Here is a 20,806-nt window from a genome sequence, read left to right on the forward strand (position 1 = left end):
ATCTCAGCACCCCTTGAAAGCCGGCGGACGTTTTTCAGCGAAGGCGTCGATTCCCTCCTGCCAGTCCTGGGTGGTACCGACGAAGGTCATCCCTTCGAGTTCGGCGGTCAGCGCGGCATCGAAAGTACGCTCGGCAGCCATGTTCAGCTGCTCCTTGGCCAGTTGCATCGACAATGGCGCCTTGCCGGCAATCCGGCCGGCGAATTCGCGTGCCGCATCGAGAAATCCCTCATCCGGCAACACGCGATTGGCCAGGCCGATACGCACCGCCTCGTCGCCCTTGATCCGTTCGCCGAGAAAAACCAGTTCGCGCGCCTTGGCCAGACCGACCAGCCGCGGCAGCAAATAGGTGACGCCCCCTCCTAGAAAAGTGCCGATGCTCACCTCGGGCAGCCCTATCTGCGCGCTCTCGGCCATCACAATGAAGTCGGACGCGATCGCCATTTCGGCGCCGGCGCCGACGGCGAAGCCATTCACCGCGGCCACCACCGGCTTCGACAACAGCAGCAGTCGCCTGCAGACGATCTGCTCGCCGCGCAGGTACTGGCGTCGATCGTAGGCGGTTCGCCCCGCCTGGTGTTCCTTGAGGTCGGCGCCAACACAGAAAGCACGGCCCTCGCCGGTCAACAGCACCACGCGCACGTCGCCGTCGGCCTCGGCGACGCCCAGCGCGGCGTTGAGCTCGTCATAGAGCTGCTGCGTCACCGCGTTGAGGCGATGCGGCCGGTTCAGTCGAATTTCGGCAATCCCGCCGCGCGCTTCATAGATGATGGTTTCGCTCGGCATAGGCAACGGCTGTCCTCTTCAGTGAATGAACGAATGAGCGATTGGGCGCGACCCGAAGAATGGCGAACCGCGCCGGGTGTCGTCAGGTGGGCAGTTCCTGAATCGACGACGGTGATGCCTCGAGTACCGCCAGTGCCTGCTCGGTAAACACGCGCAGGCCAAGCTCCGGCCGGTAGCCATGAATCTCCTTGACATCCAGCGCCCGCATGAAGGTAATGATTTCCTGACTGATCACCTGCCCGGGGACCAGAATCGGAAAACCCGGCGGGTAGGGGATGACAAAGGTCGTCGATACCAACTGGCGTCCGGCGGCGATTTCCCTCTCGATGGCCTTGCCCGCGATCGGCACGTATTCGCACTTGCTTTCGTCGTAGGCGAGGAAGAAGGCCGAGCGAATGTCGCCTTCAGGCGTGCCGTTGCCCGAACTCAACCGGAACGAGTCGTGAAAGCAACTGAAGTCGGGCAGCGGCGGCAGATCCTCGCGCAAGGCCTTGACCTGACGTTCGAAGATCTTGCGCTCGACGTTGCTGGCGTCATCCAGGCGGTCATCAAGATCGCGCGCGATCTTGACCAGCACCTCGATCAGGTAGGCGACCGACGAGCGCGTGGTGCCGATGTTGGTCATGAACAGCACCGTGTTGCGCGAGGTCTTGTTGATCTGGATGCCGTGCTTGTTCATCAGGATCTCGTTCTTGAACGTATCGCCGTCCCAGCCCGAGCCTGCCACCGACAGGGTGATCCGGGTCGCGTCGAGAACGAATTCGTCTTCGCTCCAGGCGGCCATGATGTCGCTCCAGCCATGCTCCGGATCCCAGTAGCTCTTGATCCCCGACTTGCGATACTCGGCGGGAATCATTTCGGCGACGGTGACGACGTGGAAGTACTTGCTGATCAGCGGGTGGGTATTGATCACCTTGCGCAGCGACATCGCCTGCTCGACCTGGCGCTGGATGAACTCGAAGCCCTCGAGCTCCACCTGCCGGCGGCCGATATCCAGCGAGGCGATGATCTGGTAGTTCGGCGAGGTCGAGGTATGCGTCATGTAGGCCTCGTGAAAGGCTTGCTCGACCTCGTCCTTGAAGTCCTGGTCGTGCACATGGATCATCGAACCCTGGCGCAGAGCGGTCAGTGTCTTGTGCGTCGATTGGCAGGCGTAGGCACGAACGCGCACTTTGTCCGGGTCTGGCATCAACCGGGTCTTGAGCAAGGTTTCGTCGTCGGCATTGGCCATTTTTTCCTGGTACTTGGCGTAGTCCACTCGGTATTCCGGCGAGCGGTAACGCTCGCGCAGCTGACCGGCGCAGTACATCGCCGTGCGCCGCCGGTAGGCGGGGCCGAAACGGGCAAAGGCAAACCACGCCTCGTCCCACAGGAAGACCAGATCGGGTTTTATCGCCAGGCACTCCTCCATCACCCGTTCGACGTTATAGACCACGCCGTCGAATGTGCAGTTGGTGAGCAGCAGCATGCGCACGCGATCGAGCTTGCCGGCGGCCTTCAGTTCCAGCAGGCGGTGCTTGATTTCCTTCATCGGCACGGCGCCGTACATTGAAAAGTCATTGAGCGGGTAGCTGTCCAGATAGACCACCTGCGCCCCGGCCAGGACCATGCCATAGTGATGCGACTTGTGACAATCGCGATCGAGGAGAACGATGTCGCCAGGGCGGACGATCGCCTGCACGACAATCTTGTTGCAGGTCGACGTACCGTTGGTGGCAAAGAAGGTCTGCTTCGAGCCGAAGGCACGGGCCGCCATCTCCTGCGCTTTCTTGATCGGCCCGTGCGGCTCGAGCAGGCTGTCGAGTCCGCCCGAGGTGGCCGAAGTTTCCGCGAGAAAGATGTTCATCCCGTAGAAGTCGCCCATGTCCTTGATCCAGTGCGAGGCGGTGATCGACTTGCCGCGACTGATCGGCATGGCGTGAAAGACGCCGGTGGGGATGCGCGCATACTGTGTCAGGGCATTGAAGAACGGCGCCTCGAAGCGCTCCGCAACGCCGCGCAGGATATTCAGGTGCAGATCGAGATGATCCTCCTGGTTGTAGAAGACCCGTCGGCAGTTGCCGAGCTTGGCACCGGCGATCTCCTCGACCGATTGATCGGTGAACAGGTAGACGTCGAGCTCGGGACGAAGCTTGGCGATCATCCGGCACAGCTCGGGGCCATACTCCTTGGGTTCGACTTCTTCGAGGACGGCCTCTTCGAGGCGCGAGAGATAGCGATGCAGGAGCTCCAACGTCTGCTCCGAATCGCGCCGGAGGTCGTTGCGAATGACCACTGCCTGGACGTTGTGGTTGAACATCACGCCGATCAGGGCGTCGGTGAGACTGGGTACGAACACCGGTTCATAGACGAAGGGGTCCTCGATACGGCGTAGCGAACGCAGGGTACGGCGCAGGTTCTCTTCCTGCATTGGCGAGAATTTGTCCACGAACAGTACTTCGAAGTAGAGCAGGTCCTTGCCGGCGTGCTCCGTGGATTCATCGTCAGGACTGCCCTCGGTCAGTTCCTCGACGTCATGGTGGTGAGGATTGCGTCGATAGCTGTTGCTGAGCAGGGCGTGACAGATGTTGCGCACGGTAATTGCCAGCACATCGAAGCGTCCCTGGGTAACCAGTTCGCCGAGTCGGCCGAAAGTGTCGTGCCCCGGGAACGCCCAGTAGAGTTCGATCGGGCGCAAGGCATCGATCAACTCGCCGACTTTGCGCTCGGCCTCGTTGCGCCGGCGTTCCGAGTGACTCTGGGTGAGTTGCTCGCAGGCTATTTTCAGGGCGCTCCAGCGATCGGTGCGCAGTTGCAGCGCACTGTAGTATTCACCGAGCGACTTCTTGTTCTTGCTATCTGCCTTCATTGCTGGTCTCCTCACGCAGGTCCATGCCTCGCGTATCGTTGTTAGGTGGCGGTGGCGAACTGCCAAACTCGATGAGCCGATCGCCGACCGTGAAATCGGCAAATGACTGCGACCAGCTGACCCCTGGCCAGAAGAAATCGGCGCGCCCTTCGCCGGGCCAATACGCCGCCGAATAAAGGGTGCCGAGGCCGCGCGCGAAGGCGTTCGAGTAAATGGGCGGTCGCAGGAAGGCGGCGATCAGCGCCTCGCTAGTCATTGTGCTTTCGTCAAGCATCTCCATCAACCGCCGCAGGCGCTCGACCGTCGACGTCGCGCGGGCGTGCTGGTGCCATTCGACCTTCTTCTGGTGATTGGTCGCCGCCGCCAGGCGACGGATGTCGCCGCTCTTGCCCGGGGCGAGGAAGACCGTCGAGAAATCGCCGCTGCGGTCGACCACCGTCACGTTGTAGCTCATATGCACCGGAACCCGCGCCAGTGCCGCGCAGGCCTCGTCGGTGCGCGTGCAGGTTTCCAGAACGTAGCGCAAGACCAGCGGCACGCCAAAACCTTCGCCGACCTCCTGGCGACCACCAAACGACAAGGCCACGGCAAGGCCATCCTCGTTGATGCCATCGAGCAGGCCCCACATGCAGTCACTGAGGCCGATCACTTCACGACCGTTCCAGGCCGTCTTCAGGATGACGCCTTCGCACAACTGTGGCGGATAGTCGTAGTTGCGCACCAGCAGCGGTCGCTCGCCGGGCCAGACCAGCTGCGAGCAGCCCGTAACGTACGGCGGCGGGCAGAAAAGCGACAGGAAGCGGGCCTCGACATCGCCGCCACCCGAGAGTTCGGAGAGCGCCTCGTAGGTGGGCAGCAGTTCCGGCATGTGCTTGCGCAGCGCCCGCACGCAGGGCAGGTAGTAGGGGCGCGCGGCTTCGCCGCTTTGCAGATACCAGCGGCGATACGACGGCCAGAATTCTCTGAACAGGCTTTGCCAGACCGCCCCCGGTCGTGCTTCTTCCATGGCCCGGAAGAGCAGCGACTGGGTCTGAATGAGAGGCATCTACCTCCTCAGCCGGCGATTAGAGAATCTTGAACGCGCCGGCCGACGGCACCTGTTCGGCGACGGCGGTATCCAGAGGACGACCCTTGTAGAAGCCCTTGATCCCACGGATCCAGTTTTCTGCGCGGGCGTTGATCTTGAATTCCTCGGTCATCGAGCGACCGCGGGTGATCAGGATACCCAGATCGGCGCCTTCATAGCGGTAGTCACCGGGACCGGTGATGCGCAGCCAGAAAGCCTCGTTTTCCCCTTCAACCGCCAGGCGGTGATAGTCGAAGCGGTGAAAACTGACGTTACCGGCGTCGTCCATGCGGTAGATTCCCGATTCTGGAGCCTGGTCGACGATATCGACTTCCTCGTCGGTGTATTTCATGACCAGCTGGCTCCAGCTGTCGATGTACTTGGGGTTTTTCCAGCGTTCGTTCATCGCTGCAACGTCCAGCTTGAAGTCAACGCCACTGAATTCGAGCAGGTGAAAGAAGAACAGCGGTGCGTCGGCGTACGCGAAAGCCGCGTGGTTGGTCATCGGGCTGGCGCCGCAGACGCGCGGGTTGAGTTCGCCCAGATAGACTTCCTCGGTATCCTGGTCGATCAGAAAGTCCAGATCGAAGTAGCCGCGATAGCCTTCCTCGAGCAGCTGGTTGCCGAAGGCGTAGGCGTAGTCGCGCGCGGTAATGCGCGCTTTTTCCGGGAATGCTCCCGGGAAGACCTCGTTACCGCACCAGCCGCCCTTGTAGGGGGTCAGCTCCTTGGCGCCGACGATTTCGGTGAGCAGCGGACCAACGACCGTGCCGCAACGGGTCACACAGGCTTCCAGGGTGCCGCCGCGGCAGTTGATCCGCTTCATGACCTTGACCTCGGGATCCTTGACGATCTCGTCGGCGTACTTCTTCCATTCCGTTTCGTTGGAGATGAAGAAGGTGGTGTGGCCGGAGTCGCCAAAAGCCGACTGAATCACCAGGTCGCTGCCGAGTCCGTTTTCCTCGGTCAGCTTGATCAGCTGTTCGTAGCTCTCGACCTTGGCCAACACGTTCGGCACCGACGGTACGCCTGCCTTGTTGCCGATGCGCACGGTTTCCATCTTGTTGTCGCAACGCGTGCGCAACGATGCCGGCGGGAACCACAGCTCGATACCCAGTTCCTTGCACAGCTCTTCGGTTTTCTCGTCGAACATCAGGAAGACGGCGACCGGATCGCCGCCGCGACGCTTGATGTAGTCGATGACCTCCTTGTTCTGCAACAGATAGTTGTTGATGTCCTCGATCCCTTCGAACTCCGGATGCGGTTGCTCGCTGGGAACGAAGACGTTCGGATGGCGACCGTCGTAACAGTCGATGTAGTTGATGTGCTTGAAGTGCGGCACCCGCTCATCCATGCCGGCCAGGTTGAAGTTGGTGGCGCTGATGAAGTAGATCGGGCGCGTGTTGCGATGGAAGAACAGGCGCAGGTCCGACATGCTGGTGATCGTCGGCATCGTGGGTTTTTCTTGGATCATTTCTTGTCTCCTATGTGGCGATGTATTTTTCTGCGGTACTACTTTCTTGCGGCGCTGCTGAAGCGCAAAAATCCCGAATCCAAGGAGGGTGCCGATGGCCAGCCCGAGGATAATCAAACCGATACTCACTTGTTTACCCCCTCTCGTCCGAAAACCGAGTTGCTCACGGGCCCGTGTGGTACGGGGGCGCATTCTCCGTCGTTGCCGCAGTGACGTCGCTATGCGGCGTCAGATCGGCAACCTGGAAAATCGAGCCATCCGGTCCGGCGACCGTGCCCGCGGGCAGGACCGCCGCTTCGCCACGCGATCCGCGGCCCGGTTTGACCAACGGCCCGAGGCTGTTCAGATAGTCGTCCTGCCGCCCGAGGTGTTTCTGATAAACCGGAAACTCGACCGGCCGATCACGGAAACTCTTCAGCGTCTGACCCAGACCGCGGATACCGACCTCGCGTTCCCGACGCACCCGCGACAGGTCGATTTCCACCGGGATGATTTCCTCGCCGCCGCCCGCCACGTGGATGACGTAGCCGGAAGGGCCGACGACGATCGAGTGCCCAGTGCCGCAGTCGCCGACACCATTGACATCGAAAAAGTAGCACTGGTTGATCGTTGCGCTGGCACGGGCAATCGGCAATTCCACATCGCGGTCGATAGTGTCGGTCATCGTCGGATGGAGAATGCATTCGGCGCCCATCGACACCAGCGTGCGCGTCGTTTCCGGAAACCACATGTCGTAGCATATGGAAACACCGAAGCGCCCGACGTCGGGCACGTCGAAGACACAGAAATCGGTACCCGGCTTGATACCCATTTCGTAGGGCAGGAAGGGGAACATCTTGCGGTAGCGGGCGACGACTTTCCCGTTCGGATCAATCACCGAAGTGGTGTTGTAGATGTCGTCACCAACCCGTTCGAACATCGACCCCGGCAACAGCCAGAGGCCATGCTTGGCTGCCATCTGGCAGAAGATCTGCTCGGCCGGCCCGCCCGTCGGCTGGGCGTGATAGGGCGCCGGTCCGTAGGGAGCCAGCTCGCTGAAGACGACCATCTGCACCCACGGAAAGCGGGCCATGACGACGTCCAGCTTGTGCCCCATCGCGGTAATGTTCTCGCGCTCCATGGAGACGTTCATCTGGATGCCGGCAATTGAAAAAGGAATCATGAAATGGGCTCTCCTGCCGCTCTAGGTAGCGCTACGAAAATTTGTCGAATCAACGTCAAGCTCCAGCGCAGCGAACTCGAACGGTCCACAACGCGGAGGTCACGGGAAGACGCGCACTTCCTGAACCAGCCGGAATGCCGAAAAGCGGCATCCCGCCAGGGCCGCGAAGTCGGCAAACTCAGGCGCCAATCGCCTGCAGCGACGCCTCGATGACGTCCAGTCCCTCATCGAGCAGCGCCTCGGAGATGGTCAGCGGAATCATTACCCGCAGTACATTACCGTGCGCTCCGCACAACAGCAACAGCAAGCCACGTTTCGCCGCTTCGTTCTTCAGGGCCAGGGCCATGTCGCCCGCCGGCTGCTGCGGGTCACCATTGCGGCAGAACTCGACCGCCGTCATCGCCCCGAGGCCGCGCACATCGGCAATGCTCGAATATTTCTTCTGCATCGCCGTGAAGCGAGTGCGCATGCGCTCGCCGAGGGCCATCGAGCGACTGCACAACTTTTCCTCCTCGACAATGTCGAGCACCGCCAGCGCGCCGGCGACGGCAATCGGACTGCCGGCGTAGGTGGAACCGAGCCCGCCGACTTCGGCAGCATCCATGATCTCCGCCTTGCCGACGATCGCAGCAACCGGCAAGCCGCCGCCGAGACCCTTGGCCAGGGTAATGATGTCCGGCTCGACATCGTAGTGTTCGGTGGCGAACAACTTGCCGCAACGGGCGATGCCGGACTGCACTTCATCGGCAACCAGCAGGATTCCGTGTTTGTCGCACAGTGTCCGCAGGCGACGCAGGAAACCGGGCGGCGCGGGCAAGTAGCCTCCCTCGCCCTGCACCGGTTCGATAACGATGGCGCCAACGTCGGCCGGTTCGATGCTGTAGGCGAAGAGGCGCTCGATCGCCACCATGGAGTCGTCTTCCGAGACCCCGTGCAGTGCATTCGGAAACGGAACATGGAAGATGCCCCCGGGAAAAGGTCCGAACTTGACCTTGTACGGAGCCACCTTGCCGGTCAACGCCAGACCGAACATGGTGCGACCGTGGAAGCCGCCGCCGAAGGCGATGACACCGGTACGGCCGGTGGCCGCACGGGCGATTTTCACCGCGTTCTCGACCGCTTCCGCACCCGTGTTGACCAGAAACGATTTCTTCGGCGTACTGCCCGGAGCGGCCGCATTGAGCCGCTCGCACAGTTCGACGTAGGACTCGTAGGCGACCACCTGGAAGCAGGTGTGCGTAAACGCCTCCAGCTGCTCGCGCGCCGCGGCGACCAGCCGGGGATGACAGTGACCGGTATTGACCACCGCGATACCGGCGCAGAAATCGATCCAGCGGCGACCCTCGACGTCCCAGAGCTCGGCGTTGCGGGCACTTTCCGCGAAGAGCGGATGCGCCTGGCCGACACCCCGCGGCAAGGCCGCCTGGCGTCGGGCCATCAGCTCGGCGTTGGTTTGGGTGGTCGGCTTTTCGATCGGTGCATTCATTAGCTTCTCCTGTGCAATTCGTCAATTCGCCCGCAGGCTCAGTTGATCCCGCCAATGCAAACGTGCTTGATTTCGAGATAATCCTCGATCCCGTACTTGGAACCCTCGCGGCCGAGTCCCGACGACTTCATGCCGCCGAACGGGGCCACTTCGGTCGAGATCAGGCCGGTGTTTACGCCGACGATGCCGTATTCCAGAGCACTCGAAACGCGCATGCTGCGCGCCAGATTCTCGGTATAGAAGTAAGACGCCAGGCCATACTCGGTATCGTTGGCCATGGCCACCGCGTCGGCTTCGGTCTTGAACGCAAAAACCGGCGCGACCGGCCCGAACACCTCCTCGCGGGCGATGCGCATCGCCGGGGTCACGTTGGCCAGAATGGTCGGCTCGTAGTAGGTTCGCCCGAGACTGTGCGGCTTGCCACCGCAGACCACGCGAGCGCCCTTGCTGCGCGCGTCTCCGACCAGCTCCTCGACCTTGGCGATGGCCGCAGCGTCGATCAGCGGACCCTGCGTCACGCCGTCGTCGACACCGTTGCCGACACGCAGCCCGGCCACGGCAACACCGAGTTTTTCAACGAAGGCGTCGTAGACGCCTTCCTGCACCAGCAGGCGGTTGGCGCAGACACAGGTCTGACCCGCGTTGCGATACTTGGAAAGGATCGCGCCCTGCACCGCAGCATCGAGATCAGCATCATCGAAAACGATGAACGGTGCGTTGCCGCCCAGTTCCAGCGACAGCTTCTTGATCGTCGGTGCGCACTGCTGCATGAGAATGCGGCCGACTTCGGTCGAGCCGGTGAAGCTGAGCTTGCGGACCGTCGGATTGGCACACAACTCGCCGCCAATGGCCGGCGCGTCGCCGGTAACGACATTGAAAACGCCTGCCGGGACACCTGCGCGCTCGGCAAGTTCGGCCAGCGCCAGCGCCGACAGCGGCGTCGCTTCGGCCGGCTTGAGCACCACGCAACAGCCGGCGGCCAGCGCCGGACCCACCTTGCGGGTAATCATCGCCGCCGGAAAATTCCACGGCGTGATCGCCGCACAGACGCCAATCGGCTCCTTGGTCACCAGGACGCGCTTATCGGCGTGATGCGGCGGAACGATATCACCGTAAATGCGCTTGCCTTCCTCGGCAAACCACTCGATGAACGAAGCGGCATAGGCGATCTCGCCGCGCGCTTCGGCGAGCGGCTTGCCCTGCTCGGCAGTCATCAGTTGCGCCAGATCCTCCTGGTTGGCGAGCAGCAACTCGAACCAGCGCCGCAGGACCTTCGCCCGCTCGCCGGCGGTGCGCGCCCGCCAGGCCGGCTGCGCAACCCGCGCCGCTTCTATGGCCCGCCGCGTTTCGTCAGCGCCCATCTCAGGCACCGTCGCCAGCTGTTCGCCGCTGGCCGGATTGATCACCGCAAAGCTGCGCCCGCTGTCGGCAGCAGCCCATTGGCCGTTGATGTAGCACAGCTGCCTGAGCAGTGTGGAATCGCTAAGTTTCAACGCTGTTTCTCCTTCTGGCGTAGTCAATTGCCGTAAAGCCCACCGGCTGGACAGCAGCCGCAACCAGCGCCGGCTATCCCGGATTGACTGTACGCCCCAAGGCGGTGCACAATCGAACCAATTAGTTGCTCAATTCTGATACCAATTCGACCCGCTCATCGGCCCTGATTGATGGACAAGTCGCTGCGTATGGATCTCATTCGCGAGCGCTTCGCGACCAGCGAGCTGCGCGGATCGCGAACGCAAGCCGCCCTGCACCTTGTCCTGCGACGACTGATTCTGGACGGCGAACTGCCCTCAGGCAGCCTGCTGCCGCCAACCCGGCGCCTGGCCGACGAACTCGGTGTCAGCCGCAGCACGCTGGTCAGGGTCTATGAGCAACTGCTCGTCGAAGGCTATCTGCAGAGTCGCGGCGGCTCGGGCACGCTGGTGTCGGAGGCGCTGCCCGCGTCAGCGCCCGCCTGCGCGCGCCGGAGTCGCCCGGCCCAGCACGCCATCCACGCAACGAGCTTGTCGCGGCGCGGCAGCGAGATCACGCTGCACGCGAGCAGCAGCCGCATCCAGGGCGGCGCCTTCGTACCGGGAGCGCCCGACGTTGGCCTGTTTCCCTTCGCTACCTGGCGGCGCCTGCTGGCGAAGAACATTCGCTTCGAACAGCGCCACCTCGCCCGCTACAGTCACGGCGGCTACGGGCCCTTGAAGGCGGTGCTCGCCGATTACCTGCGTGCCTCACGCCGGATGAGCTGCTCGCCGCGGCAAATCCTGATCCTCAATGGCTCGCATCAAGCCATCGATCTCTGCGCACGCATGCTTTGTGACAGCGGCGATCAGGCGTGGATGGAAGACCCCGGCTACTGGGGGGCGAGCACTGTACTGCGCGCCAACGGCCTGCAGATCGCACCGATTCCGGTCGACGAAGAAGGCCTATCGCTGCCGCCGCCGGGTGCGCCGGCGACGCCGCGTCTGATCTTCGTCTCCCCATCGAGCCAGTACCCGACAGGAGTGGTGATGTCGCTGAGGCGGCGCATGCAGCTTCTCGATCTGGCCGAAACGAACAACGCCTGGGTCATCGAGGACGACTACGACAACGAGATCCGCTATCACCCCTACACCATTGGCTCGCTGTTCGGGCAGGCCCGTTCGCAGCGCGTGATCTACCTCGGCACCTTCAGCAAGACCATGTTCCCCGGATTGCGCCTGGCCTACCTGGTCGTCCCCGAAGCGCTCGCCGAAGCCTTCGCCATCGGCAACGCCGAGCTCTACCGGGAGGGGCGCATGATCGAGCAGGCGGCACTTGCGGAGTTCATCGACGACGGCCACCTCGGCGCGCACCTGAAGCGTGTTCGCAGCATCTATCAGGAACGCCGCAACGTGCTGCGCCGGGCCATCGAATCTCGCCTCGGCAACCTGGTGAGCACCAGCGGAGGTCTCGCCGGCCTGCACCTTCCCTACTTCTTCAGCCAGCCGCTCGACGACGTCGCACTGTCCAACGAGATGCTCGAAGCCGGCATCGTCGTGCGTCCGCTGTCCATGTATTACGCAGACACAGCGAACTGTCGTTCCGGGATGGTTCTCGGTTTTGCCGCGACCGACGTCCAGGCCAGCGAGACCGCCGCCGCGCAATTGTGTCGTGTCGTCGAGCGCCGCTGCCGGCGCGAGCAGGACGGCCAGCCCTGCACGGCCTGACCAGGCAGCCGCGACGATCGTTTGCGAGGGGCCTGCCGATCGCCGCATCGCCGGGGTCGCTAAGCCCGTCGCGCACGAACAAGTGGCCGATCTTCGATTGCGCGACCGGCCAGAGACGGAGCGCGCAAGATGCTGCCCAGACAGGTCATTGACGCAATCCCGGTGTATGCTATCGCCCCACCTTGCGGGGTGCCGCCGTAGCCGCCCTCTCGACGCCTTACGGGGTCAGCAAGAAAACGGGGTACCGAATCACCGGGTCAGGCTTTTCACTGCCCATCCCGGGTTGCATTCGTCATGCAAGACTTGGCACTCGTCGCGGCATCGTGCTGCCGGCAGCGAAGTGTCAAACGGGCGCTTGCCTTGCTTGCCATTCCAGCGGCCGACATAATCGTTCTCCATGCACCAGGACGCAAATAATTGCCGATTATATTTTTGTCGAGACGAGAAACAAACCGGCCAGAATCTGGTGCCAGCCGTCCAGCCTGACAAGCCGCCTTCAATTTCCGGCCAATTTACCCGCCGCAATGTGGTTAACGATATTCAATGACTCATGCCCCACTGCCAACAGCCCTGCGCGGCTCCAGGCTGGTTCGCTTCCTGTCCGACCTTGCCATTGCCGATGTCGAAATCTCGCATAAAGACTTCCCTGAACGGCTTGGCCGGCTGATCGAACTCGCGGACTCGATCGATCTGTCCAGTGCGCATGGAAAGCTTTCGACGACGAAATCCAAACCTGGCCCCGAGACAGGGAAAGCACTTTCCAGGAACTCGGTAAGCGAGGATTTTCTCGCCGCTCGCAAGGCCATCGTGGAATCAATAATCAGCAGCTTCGCTCCAGGCTCAGGCGCCTTGTGGTCAGGCTTGCGCAAGGCAAAAGCGGCTGCGTCAGCGGAGGAAGTGGTGAGCCATGAACGCTATCAGTTATTTTATGTTAATCAACAAAGAGAGATCGCCGGAAAGGTCGACAAACTCAGATCCCATATACGGGCGACTCTGTCCGGTCGTTCATCGAGGCTCGCCAGACTGGCTGTCCTCGATGCCACGCTGGAAGCGACGCTTTCTGCACCCACCCGGAAACTGTTTGCCGAAGTCCCCAAGCTGCTTGGAAAACGTTTTGAATGGCTGTATCAAGGCCACCAGCAGACGATCGCCGTTCAACAAGGCAGGGACAATCCTCAGTTGGCCAACCAAGCAGGAGGCTGGCTTGAACAATTCACGGCTGAAATGCAGGCGTCGCTGCTGGCAGAACTGGACGCGCGACTGCAACCGGTTCTTGGACTGATAGAAGCACTTTACGAAGAGGTAGAGGAAAGTTGATAAGCAGATTTGTTTTTGCGACGGCATTCCTGTTGGGAGCCGCAGCGATCGTGTCGATGGGGCTGACGTTTGCCGGATCGAATCTCCTGGGCCTGACCGTCACGGCTGTGATTGGCGGCGTATACATCATCGGCTTTACCGAGATCCTGCGCTTCCGGCAAGCAACGTCGACGCTCGTCAACGCGCTCTCGGGACTATCCCCGACCGCACCGGAAGCTGCGCCTGACTTTCTTGATCAATGGCTGAACAAGCTCCATCCATCGCTGCAAAACTCTGTGCGCCTGCGCATCGAGGGAGAACGCGTCGGCTTGCCCGCCCCCGTGCTGACACCCTACCTGGTGAGTCTGCTGGTCATGCTCGGTCTGCTGGGAACCTTCCTCGGCATGGTCGCCACCCTGCAGGGCGCCGTTCTGGCGCTCGAAGGAACGACCGAGTTGCAGGCCATTCGTGCCGGTCTGGCCGCGCCCATCAAGGGTCTCGGGCTGGCCTTCGGCACCTCGGTTGCTGGCGTCGCGGCGTCCGCCATGCTGGGCCTGATTGCCGCCCTGAGCCGACGCGACAGGATCTCCGCCACCCGCCAGCTGGATGGCCAGCTTACGACGGTCTTCCGTGAGTTTTCCCTGGTCTACAACCGGCAGCAGGCTTTCAGGGCGATGCAGGCGCAGGCGAACGTGCTCCCGCAGGTGGCAGAAAGACTGCACGCTTTGGCGAGTGCAATGGAGCGCATGGGTGACCAGCTGGGGGACAAGTTGATTGCCAACCAGGAGCAGTTTCACCGCTCCGCAGGAAGAACCTATTCCGAACTCGCCAGTTCGCTCGGTCGATCACTCAGGGAGAGCATTGCGGAGAGCGGTCGGCAGGCCATCGCGAGTGGACGACTGGCCGGCGAGAGCATCAAACCGCTGCTGGCAGCGCTGATCACGGATATCGGCAAGGAAGCACAAAGAACGCATCAGCAACTGACCCTCAGCGTCGAGCAGCAACTTGCGGGTGTGACCAGCTCGCTGGCGGACTCACTGCAGAAGACGGCCGCTGACATGGCCGACAATACTCGTGCAAGCACCAGCGACATGGTCGCCGAGGTGGCCACCCTCCTGCACTCTTCCGAGGCTCTGGTGCGCGCCAGGATCGACGCCGAAGCCACCTGGCTACAAGGCCACGGCGAGCGGATGAAGGAGCTGACATCGACACTGAGGACCGAACTGCAAGCGCTCAGAGATGATGAACAAGGTCGCGGCCAGGCCGCTGTTGATCGTCTTTCCGGCCTGCAGTCGAGCGTGGCGTCACAACTGGCCAGCCTCGGGAAAGCGCTTGAAGAACCCATGACGCGCCTGGTTCAGACCGCCTCGGAAGCACCGCGCGCTGCGGCCGAAGTCATTGCCCATCTGCGCCGTGAAATAGCGAACAACATCGAGCGCGACAACAGCCTGCTCGAAGAGCGACAACAGATCCTGACCGAGCTCGGCGCCCTGTCGGCCTCGCTGCAACAGGCGACGAACGGGCAGCGAGAAGCCGTGGAGTCACTGCTCAACTCGTCAGCTACGATGCTTGGGAATGTGGGTTGCCAATTTTCCGCGCAGGTCGAATCCGGATTATCCACACTTTCCGGAATCGCCGACGGCCTCGCCAGCAATGCGACCCGCTTTGCCGACGATTTTGCTGGCAGCGCGATCGAAATATCGAGTCTCGGCGAGGCATTCACACTCGCCGTCAACCTGTTCAACGAGTCCAATAACAAGCTCGTCGAAAGCCTCGATCACATCGAGCAGTCGCTGGACAGGTCGACGACGCGAAGCGATGAGCAACTGGCCTACTACGTGTCCCAGGCCAGGGCCATCATCGATCACAGCCTGCTCTCCCAGAAGGAGATTTTTGACGAGTTGCGCCAGCTTCGCCAGCATCGGGAAAGCGTTCCCGAGCGAGCACTGGATGAGGTGGCTTGATGGACGAGCTTGAAGACAGCTTCTCTCCGGAAACACCTATCTGGGCGATTTTTGGCGACCTGATGTCGGCGCTGGTCGGTGTGTTCGTCCTGCTTCTGGTGTGGGCGCTAGGATCCCAGCTGGACCTTGCGCAGTCTCTCGAGCGCGAAGTCGAAAAACGCCACGCCGAGGAGCAGCGCCGTATGGCCCTCGAGCAAGCACTGGCCGATCCGCTTGCCGCTGGACGCGTGACGCTGCGTGACGGTCGCATCGGCATCAGCGGCAGCGTCCTGTTCTCGCTGAATTCCGACGAATTGCAGCCGGAAGGGCGTGCATTGCTGCGCACGCTGGTGGGTCCGCTCAGGGTCTATCTCGACCAGCGCGACCAACTGTTGATGGTCAGCGGTTTCACCGACGACCTGCCGATTCAAAAAGGAAACAGTCGCTACGACGACAATTGGCAGCTGTCGTCGGAACGGGCCCTGACCGTGACCAGGGCGTTGATCGAAGACGGCATGCCTGCAGCGATGATCTTCGCCGCGGCGTTTGGCTCCCAGCAACCGGTCGTTGCCAATGACGACGCGCCCGGGCGATCGCGCAATCGGCGAGTGGAGATGGCGCCAGTGCCGCGGGCCAGCGGCCAGGGAAGCCAGCCGACATCCGCGCATGACTGAGGGGGTCGACCCTCGTCTTCCAGCGGAACGAATGGCCGGTCCTCCCGCCCATCTGTCTGAGACTGCGCCCGCCAGGGTCAGGCAAGGCATCGCCGACCTGGAACAAAGTGGAGCGCGCCGCTTTGCTCCGGTACGCTTTCGGTTCATTGAAACGATGGCCCGAAGAGCCCGCGAACAAAAACCGCCCGTGCGCGCGATCCTGGAAGAAAAGGCACTCGTCGCCCTAGCCGATTACCGGACCGACTTCCTGACGGCACAGGGACACGCGGCGACCATCGTCACCCGGGTCCTTGAGCGATTCCCCGCTTCAGCGGAGCGGGTTCGGTCGTTGTTTGCCAACGCCGACTTCAGCGCAGTGGAACGACTGCACGCCAGGCTGAACAGACAAGGAGGGCCGAAGGCCGGCACGGAAGAAACCAGTCCGCTTGGCAGCTTGACCGAGGAGATCAACCAGGGCGCGTTGGCGGCTGGCGACAGTGTCCGTTCGGGGCCGGCCGGCGAGCCGCATTCCGTGCGCCAGTTCAGGGAACTCCTGGTGAAACTGGATTCCGAGAAGTTGGTAACACGAGCCATCAAGGAAGGCCCCGCAGCCCCCGGACCACTGAATGCGCAGGCGCTGGTGATACGCACCCTTGCCGCCCTGCGTGATTTGTCACCCGACTACCTCAACCGATTCGTTTGCTATGCGGATACACTGCTCTGGCTTGAACAGGCCGGCGAGAAAGGCAAGCCTGCCAGGCTCAAGCCGGGCAGGAGCAAGCGCGACGCGCGCTGAGTCCGTCGCCTGAAAGAACGCTGCGGAGCCAACCGCAGCTTCTTACCGCGACTCCTGACAGACTTGCCAGCCACCCCGTTCTGGCGTCTAATCCGCAGGCATCGCCGCGCGTGCGCTCGACGCCTGCAGACGCCGCGCTCGGGTGCTGCCGTGCTTCGGCGCGGGGGCGAGGTGACGTACACGCGGGTGGAACGACAGAGGAACACGACATGTTTTCGCCGCAATGGTGGCACTGGTTGGTACTCGGACTACTCCTGACGATGGCCGAACTGGCCATCGTCTCGTTCTTCGTGGTCTGGTTCGGGATTGCGGCGGCGGTGGTCGGGTTGATCCTGCTGGCTGCGCCGACCCTTGCGCTGCCGACTCAGTTGCTGCTCTGGGCGGGCCTCTCGACAGCGCTGGTGCTAATCTGGTTTCGCTACCTCCGGCCGCGAACGATGACCACGGTCGGCACTTCGGCGGCGACGGTGGCCGGCGAAGTCGGCATCCTGGTCGCCAACCTGACGCCGGATAGCCGCGGTCAGGTGCGTTTCCAGAAACCGATTCTCGGCGCCGACGTCTGGGAGGCGTACGCCGATGCGGCGATCGCCGCTGGCGAAAGGGTTCGTGTCGTCTCTGTCGACGGCAGCTATATCAAAGTGGAGAAGGCAAAATGAGCGAGCTGTTGAACGGGATGACCATCGTATCGCTGGTCATCCTGCTGTTCGTGGTGGTGACCGTCGCCAACGGCGTGCGCATCATTCCCCAGGGCGAAGAATGGATCGTGCAGCGGCTTGGCAAATACCGCACGACGCTGCTCCCCGGGTTGCGCTTCATCATCCCCTACATCGACATCATCTCGTACAAGGTGACCACCAAGGACATCATCCTCGATGTCCAGGAACAGGAGGTGATCACCCGTGACAACGCCGTGATCGTGGTCAACGCGATCTCGTTCATCAAGGTCACCGACCCGGTGAAAGCGGTCTACGGCGTCGAGGACTATGCCGAAGCGATTCGCAACATGATCATGACTACCCTACGTTCCATCGTTGGTGACATGGAACTCGACGAAGCGCTGTCGTCACGCGACATGATCAAGGCGCGCCTGAAAGCGGGCGTCGCCGACGAGGCGCTGGACTGGGGGCTGACCGTCAAGTCGGTCGAGATCCAGGACATCAAGCCCTCGCAATCGATGCAGCGGGCGATGGAACTGCAGGCTTCGGCAGAGCGCGAGCGCAAGGCGATGGTCACCCGCGCCGAAGGCGAAAAGCAGTCGATGATCCTCGGCGCCGAAGCGCGCCTGGAATCGGCCAAGCGCGACGCCGTGGCCCAGGTCACCCTCGCCGAAGCCTCCGCACAGGCGATCAGGAAGGTAAACGCGGCCTTTGGCGACAACGAACTGCCGATGCTCTACCTGCTCGGCGAGAAATACATCAGCAGCGTCGGCAAGCTCGCCGAATCCGAAAACGCCAAGGTCGTGCTCCTGCCGGCCGATCTGCAGAGCACGCTGCGCGGGCTCTTCCAGCGCGTCAACAAGAGCGGACAAGCCTGACCTGTTCCCGATGGAGTGATGCCATGAGCGCTGGCTGGATCGTTTTCGTGATTTGTATCGTCTTCGTCGTCGGCGCGGCGCTGCCGCTGATCGGCAAACGTGGCGCCGGCAGCACACCGCCGATCCCGCGCAAGGAGACGCTGCGCGACTGGCGCAACGAGAAGTAACCCCGCGCTGCCAGAACCTTGCCCTTGCTCGCTAGCCGGCGCAGGCCAAACCGAGCGCTTCACGGACGGCGGACAGGACGCCCTCGTGCTCCGCGTGCTGACTGACGGACAAGGCCGGCAGTGCCGGCCAGCCGCTGTCAAGCCACTCAAGCCCGGCAAACTGGCGTGCCGCCTGGTATCGGGGAATGACGTGAAAATGGACGTGCTTGTCGACCATCATCAGCATCAGGTAATTGATCACGTCGTAGCCGAAGACACACTTGAGGGCCTTCTCCAGCTGGCCGACGAGCACCGCCATCTCGGCCATTTCCGCGCCGCTGACGTCGGAAAAGCTGGCCGCGTAGCGATTCAGAGAAAGGACCCCTGCTCCCAGCGTCGCCTGCGCTGGCCTGAGCGACCATGACCAGGCCGGTGTGCTCGCGATCAGCAATTCGTCAACGCGAAACTTGCCTCGAAACTCAACGAGCAGCTGTGCTTCATCGACGTCCATATTCGTCCTCCAATCGAAGCTGAAAGAAAAGGCGCCCGCGTGCGAGTCCGTCCAGGCCTGGCTTCGCCACACCCGCCCCCTGGCAAGCGCCGTGATGACCCGACGGTAGCACATAAAAATGGCTCGGCCGAGCGCCCCCGAGTTCACGCCGCCGCATCCAGCCGGTGAGTGAACTGCCCGCTTGGCGGACCCTTCCCCCTCCTCGCGCCCGCGCAACTGTGGCACAGTCGACCGCGCGGCTGGCACTCGCCGGCAGGCCACCAAAAAAGGGGGTAAGAGTATGACCAGGTACGGTTTCGTCGCCTCGGGCGGCGGCTATCGGAGCTTCTACACCGAGGGTGTTCTGGTGTGGCTGAAGCGGAACGAAGTTCCGCTGGTGCACATCACCTCGACCAGCTCGGGCAACAACATCGTCGTCGACTACCTGCTGTGGGACCCGCAGACCGAGGAACTGCCGCCGGTGCTGACGCGCACGACGCGAATGAACGCGACCGACATTTTCCATATCTTTTCCAACTTTCTCGGTCTGCGCCCGCAGCTGCTGCCCACCGGAACGCACCTGTTCACGGTCAACAAGGACAAGTGCCGCAAATCGTTGTTGCTCGACGAACCCGAACGGCGGGCGCTCCTCGGCGAACATCTCGAGACGCTGCGCTGGGACATCCGGGCGACCAATCTCAGCAAACGGACGGGGCACTTCTTCAAGGTCAACGACATCCTGAAAACGGTCAACGACGCCAGCCTCGACATTTTCATGGAAGCCTTCCTCGCCGGCATCACCACCATTCCCTACTTCAAGGCGATCACCATCGATGGCGACTACTTCATCGAAGGCGGGTACCTGGACAACACGCCACTGCGCACGCTCTTCGAGGACGACGAGGTCGACGAGATCATCGCCGTCGACTTCACCGACTACGACTATCACCGCGAACTCGACAAGCTCTACAACTCGAGCACTTTCAGCCTGCCGTTTACCAGCATCGATACCCACCTGCTGGTCAGCGACATGCAGCTCTCGCTGCCCAACGCCCGCGTGTTCACGCAGGCCAGACTCATCAATAACATGCTCGAGGCGATGGGCAGGAAAAGCGTGGATATCGACGGCAAGCGCTACTACGCCAAACCCGTACACGTGCTGCGCCCGAAAGACCTCGAAAGCATGACCATTTCGCTGAAGGACAGCAGCGCCCAGAAGCGCTACTTCGAACTCGGCCAGGAAGAAGCGGCGACGCTGTTTTCAAGACACGACAAGGGGTCGTAAGAACCGCCCGCGTCGACTGAGTCTCTCAATGCGAGAACGCAAGTTCATGGGCGACAGTGGATTGATCGACGGTGGACTTGACTGCGAAGTACTTGTCGCCGGACTTGAAAATATAGCGACACCATTGCTCGGTCGTCCTCTTCCACTCGAGAAGAACGCAATAGGTACCATTGTCGCTCAGCTGCCAGGTACCGCGGGCAGTGCTCTTGGCCCCGGCGGTGAAGGACGAGTTCCCTCCGCGCCCGTCCGAGGACGCGACGAGGCTGCCGTCCGCCGAGTTTTCCCAAAACCGGGTTGAGCCCTGCGCCGTCTTGCTTTCCACTTTTGCCCCGGGGAGCAGTGCTTGCAGTTCGTCCTTTGCTAGCTGCGTTGCGCCCTGGGCAGTGAGATCGCTGAGCCTCAAGCTGCCCGATTCCTGCCCGAGAACCTGAGTTGACGGACAAAGCGCGAGTACGGCGACGACGACGAGAATTGTTCTCACGGCGAACTCCTTTCAGTTGAATGATTTGGATCGATTCGACACCCAGGCGTGGCGGTTCTCTGCCGCCCCGCGACCCCCTGCCTCGCCGCCGACGGCTCGCGACAGCCCGATCACCTTGACATCACGTTCCTGTAGCCCAGGGCTGCTCCTGATTCTAGGCCAAGCGTGCTGGTGGTCAAGC

General features: G+C 62.1%; 18 protein-coding genes. 9 read left to right on the forward strand and 9 right to left on the reverse strand.

The window, feature by feature from the left end; all coding sequences use genetic code 11:
* Positions 1–3 precede the first annotated feature (3 nt).
* The 7 genes from QZ634_RS16275 to gabD form a co-directional block, all read right to left on the reverse strand.
* Positions 4–786: an enoyl-CoA hydratase/isomerase family protein gene (locus QZ634_RS16275; protein WP_291990176.1), complete on the reverse strand. Its 783-nt coding sequence runs from the start codon at positions 784–786 to the stop codon at positions 4–6.
* Positions 787–868: 82 nt separating this feature from the next.
* On the reverse strand, positions 869–3,634 hold the full coding sequence (locus QZ634_RS16280; RefSeq protein ID WP_291990178.1) for an aminotransferase class I/II-fold pyridoxal phosphate-dependent enzyme: 2,766 nt from the start codon (positions 3,632–3,634) through the stop codon (positions 869–871).
* On the reverse strand, positions 3,621–4,679 hold the full coding sequence (locus QZ634_RS16285) for a C45 family peptidase (protein WP_291990180.1): 1,059 nt from the start codon (positions 4,677–4,679) through the stop codon (positions 3,621–3,623). The genes QZ634_RS16280 and QZ634_RS16285 overlap by 14 nt, the downstream gene beginning before the upstream one ends.
* A gap of 19 nt (positions 4,680–4,698) precedes the next feature.
* Positions 4,699–6,174, reverse strand: a complete 1,476-nt coding sequence (locus QZ634_RS16290) for a biotin carboxylase (RefSeq protein WP_291990182.1) — start codon at positions 6,172–6,174, stop codon at positions 4,699–4,701.
* A 163-nt stretch (positions 6,175–6,337) separates the two neighbouring features.
* Positions 6,338–7,336, reverse strand: coding sequence for a carbon-nitrogen hydrolase family protein (locus tag QZ634_RS16295; protein ID WP_291990184.1), 999 nt, complete (start codon positions 7,334–7,336; stop codon positions 6,338–6,340).
* A 178-nt stretch (positions 7,337–7,514) separates the two neighbouring features.
* A complete protein-coding gene (gene gabT / locus QZ634_RS16300) occupies positions 7,515–8,822 on the reverse strand; it encodes a 4-aminobutyrate--2-oxoglutarate transaminase (RefSeq protein ID WP_291990186.1) in 1,308 nt (435 codons plus the stop codon).
* A gap of 38 nt (positions 8,823–8,860) precedes the next feature.
* Entirely contained in the window at positions 8,861–10,315 is a 1,455-nt protein-coding gene (gabD, locus tag QZ634_RS16305; RefSeq protein WP_291990188.1) for an NADP-dependent succinate-semialdehyde dehydrogenase, read from the reverse strand.
* Positions 10,316–10,486: 171 nt separating this feature from the next.
* On the opposite strand from gabD, the gene QZ634_RS16310 reads away from it, so the two are divergent.
* The 8 genes from QZ634_RS16310 (at position 10,487) to QZ634_RS16345 (ending at position 18,390) form a co-directional block, all read left to right on the forward strand.
* Positions 10,487–12,001: a PLP-dependent aminotransferase family protein gene (locus QZ634_RS16310; protein ID WP_291990190.1), complete on the forward strand. Its 1,515-nt coding sequence runs from the start codon at positions 10,487–10,489 to the stop codon at positions 11,999–12,001.
* Positions 12,002–12,544: 543 nt separating this feature from the next.
* Positions 12,545–13,318 carry a DUF3348 family protein gene (locus tag QZ634_RS16315; RefSeq protein WP_291990192.1) on the forward strand — a complete coding sequence of 258 codons (774 nt, stop codon included), beginning with the start codon at positions 12,545–12,547 and terminating at the stop codon, positions 13,316–13,318.
* A gap of 56 nt (positions 13,319–13,374) precedes the next feature.
* Positions 13,375–15,261, forward strand: coding sequence for a hypothetical protein (locus QZ634_RS16320; RefSeq protein ID WP_291990670.1), 1,887 nt, complete (start codon positions 13,375–13,377; stop codon positions 15,259–15,261).
* A complete protein-coding gene (locus QZ634_RS16325) occupies positions 15,261–15,914 on the forward strand; it encodes an OmpA family protein (RefSeq protein ID WP_291990194.1) in 654 nt (217 codons plus the stop codon). The genes QZ634_RS16320 and QZ634_RS16325 overlap by 1 nt, the downstream gene beginning before the upstream one ends.
* A 31-nt stretch (positions 15,915–15,945) precedes the next feature.
* Positions 15,946–16,689 carry a DUF2894 domain-containing protein gene (locus QZ634_RS16330; protein ID WP_291990196.1) on the forward strand — a complete coding sequence of 248 codons (744 nt, stop codon included), beginning with the start codon at positions 15,946–15,948 and terminating at the stop codon, positions 16,687–16,689.
* A 209-nt stretch (positions 16,690–16,898) separates the two neighbouring features.
* Positions 16,899–17,345 (forward strand): NfeD family protein, encoded by a 447-nt coding sequence (locus QZ634_RS16335; protein WP_291990198.1) that lies wholly within the window; start codon positions 16,899–16,901, stop codon positions 17,343–17,345.
* Between the two features lie 8 nt (positions 17,346–17,353).
* Positions 17,354–18,223 (forward strand): SPFH domain-containing protein, encoded by an 870-nt coding sequence (locus QZ634_RS16340; protein WP_291990672.1) that lies wholly within the window; start codon positions 17,354–17,356, stop codon positions 18,221–18,223.
* Positions 18,224–18,246: 23 nt separating this feature from the next.
* Positions 18,247–18,390, forward strand: a complete 144-nt coding sequence (locus tag QZ634_RS16345; protein WP_291868312.1) for a hypothetical protein — start codon at positions 18,247–18,249, stop codon at positions 18,388–18,390.
* Positions 18,391–18,421: 31 nt separating this feature from the next.
* On the opposite strand, the gene QZ634_RS16350 is transcribed toward QZ634_RS16345, so the two are convergent.
* Positions 18,422–18,880: an HIT family protein gene (locus QZ634_RS16350; RefSeq protein WP_291990200.1), complete on the reverse strand. Its 459-nt coding sequence runs from the start codon at positions 18,878–18,880 to the stop codon at positions 18,422–18,424.
* Between the two features lie 280 nt (positions 18,881–19,160).
* Between QZ634_RS16350 and QZ634_RS16355 the strand changes: the two genes are divergently transcribed.
* Positions 19,161–20,144: a patatin-like phospholipase family protein gene (locus QZ634_RS16355; RefSeq protein ID WP_291990201.1), complete on the forward strand. Its 984-nt coding sequence runs from the start codon at positions 19,161–19,163 to the stop codon at positions 20,142–20,144.
* A 25-nt stretch (positions 20,145–20,169) separates the two neighbouring features.
* On the opposite strand, the gene QZ634_RS16360 is transcribed toward QZ634_RS16355, so the two are convergent.
* Complete coding sequence (locus tag QZ634_RS16360; protein ID WP_043563094.1) at positions 20,170–20,625, reverse strand: DUF995 domain-containing protein; 456 nt, start codon at positions 20,623–20,625, stop codon at positions 20,170–20,172.
* Positions 20,626–20,806 lie beyond the last annotated feature (181 nt).

Source organism: Candidatus Accumulibacter sp. ACC007, assembly GCF_907163205.1.
Taxonomy (GTDB): domain Bacteria; phylum Pseudomonadota; class Gammaproteobacteria; order Burkholderiales; family Rhodocyclaceae; genus Accumulibacter; species Accumulibacter regalis.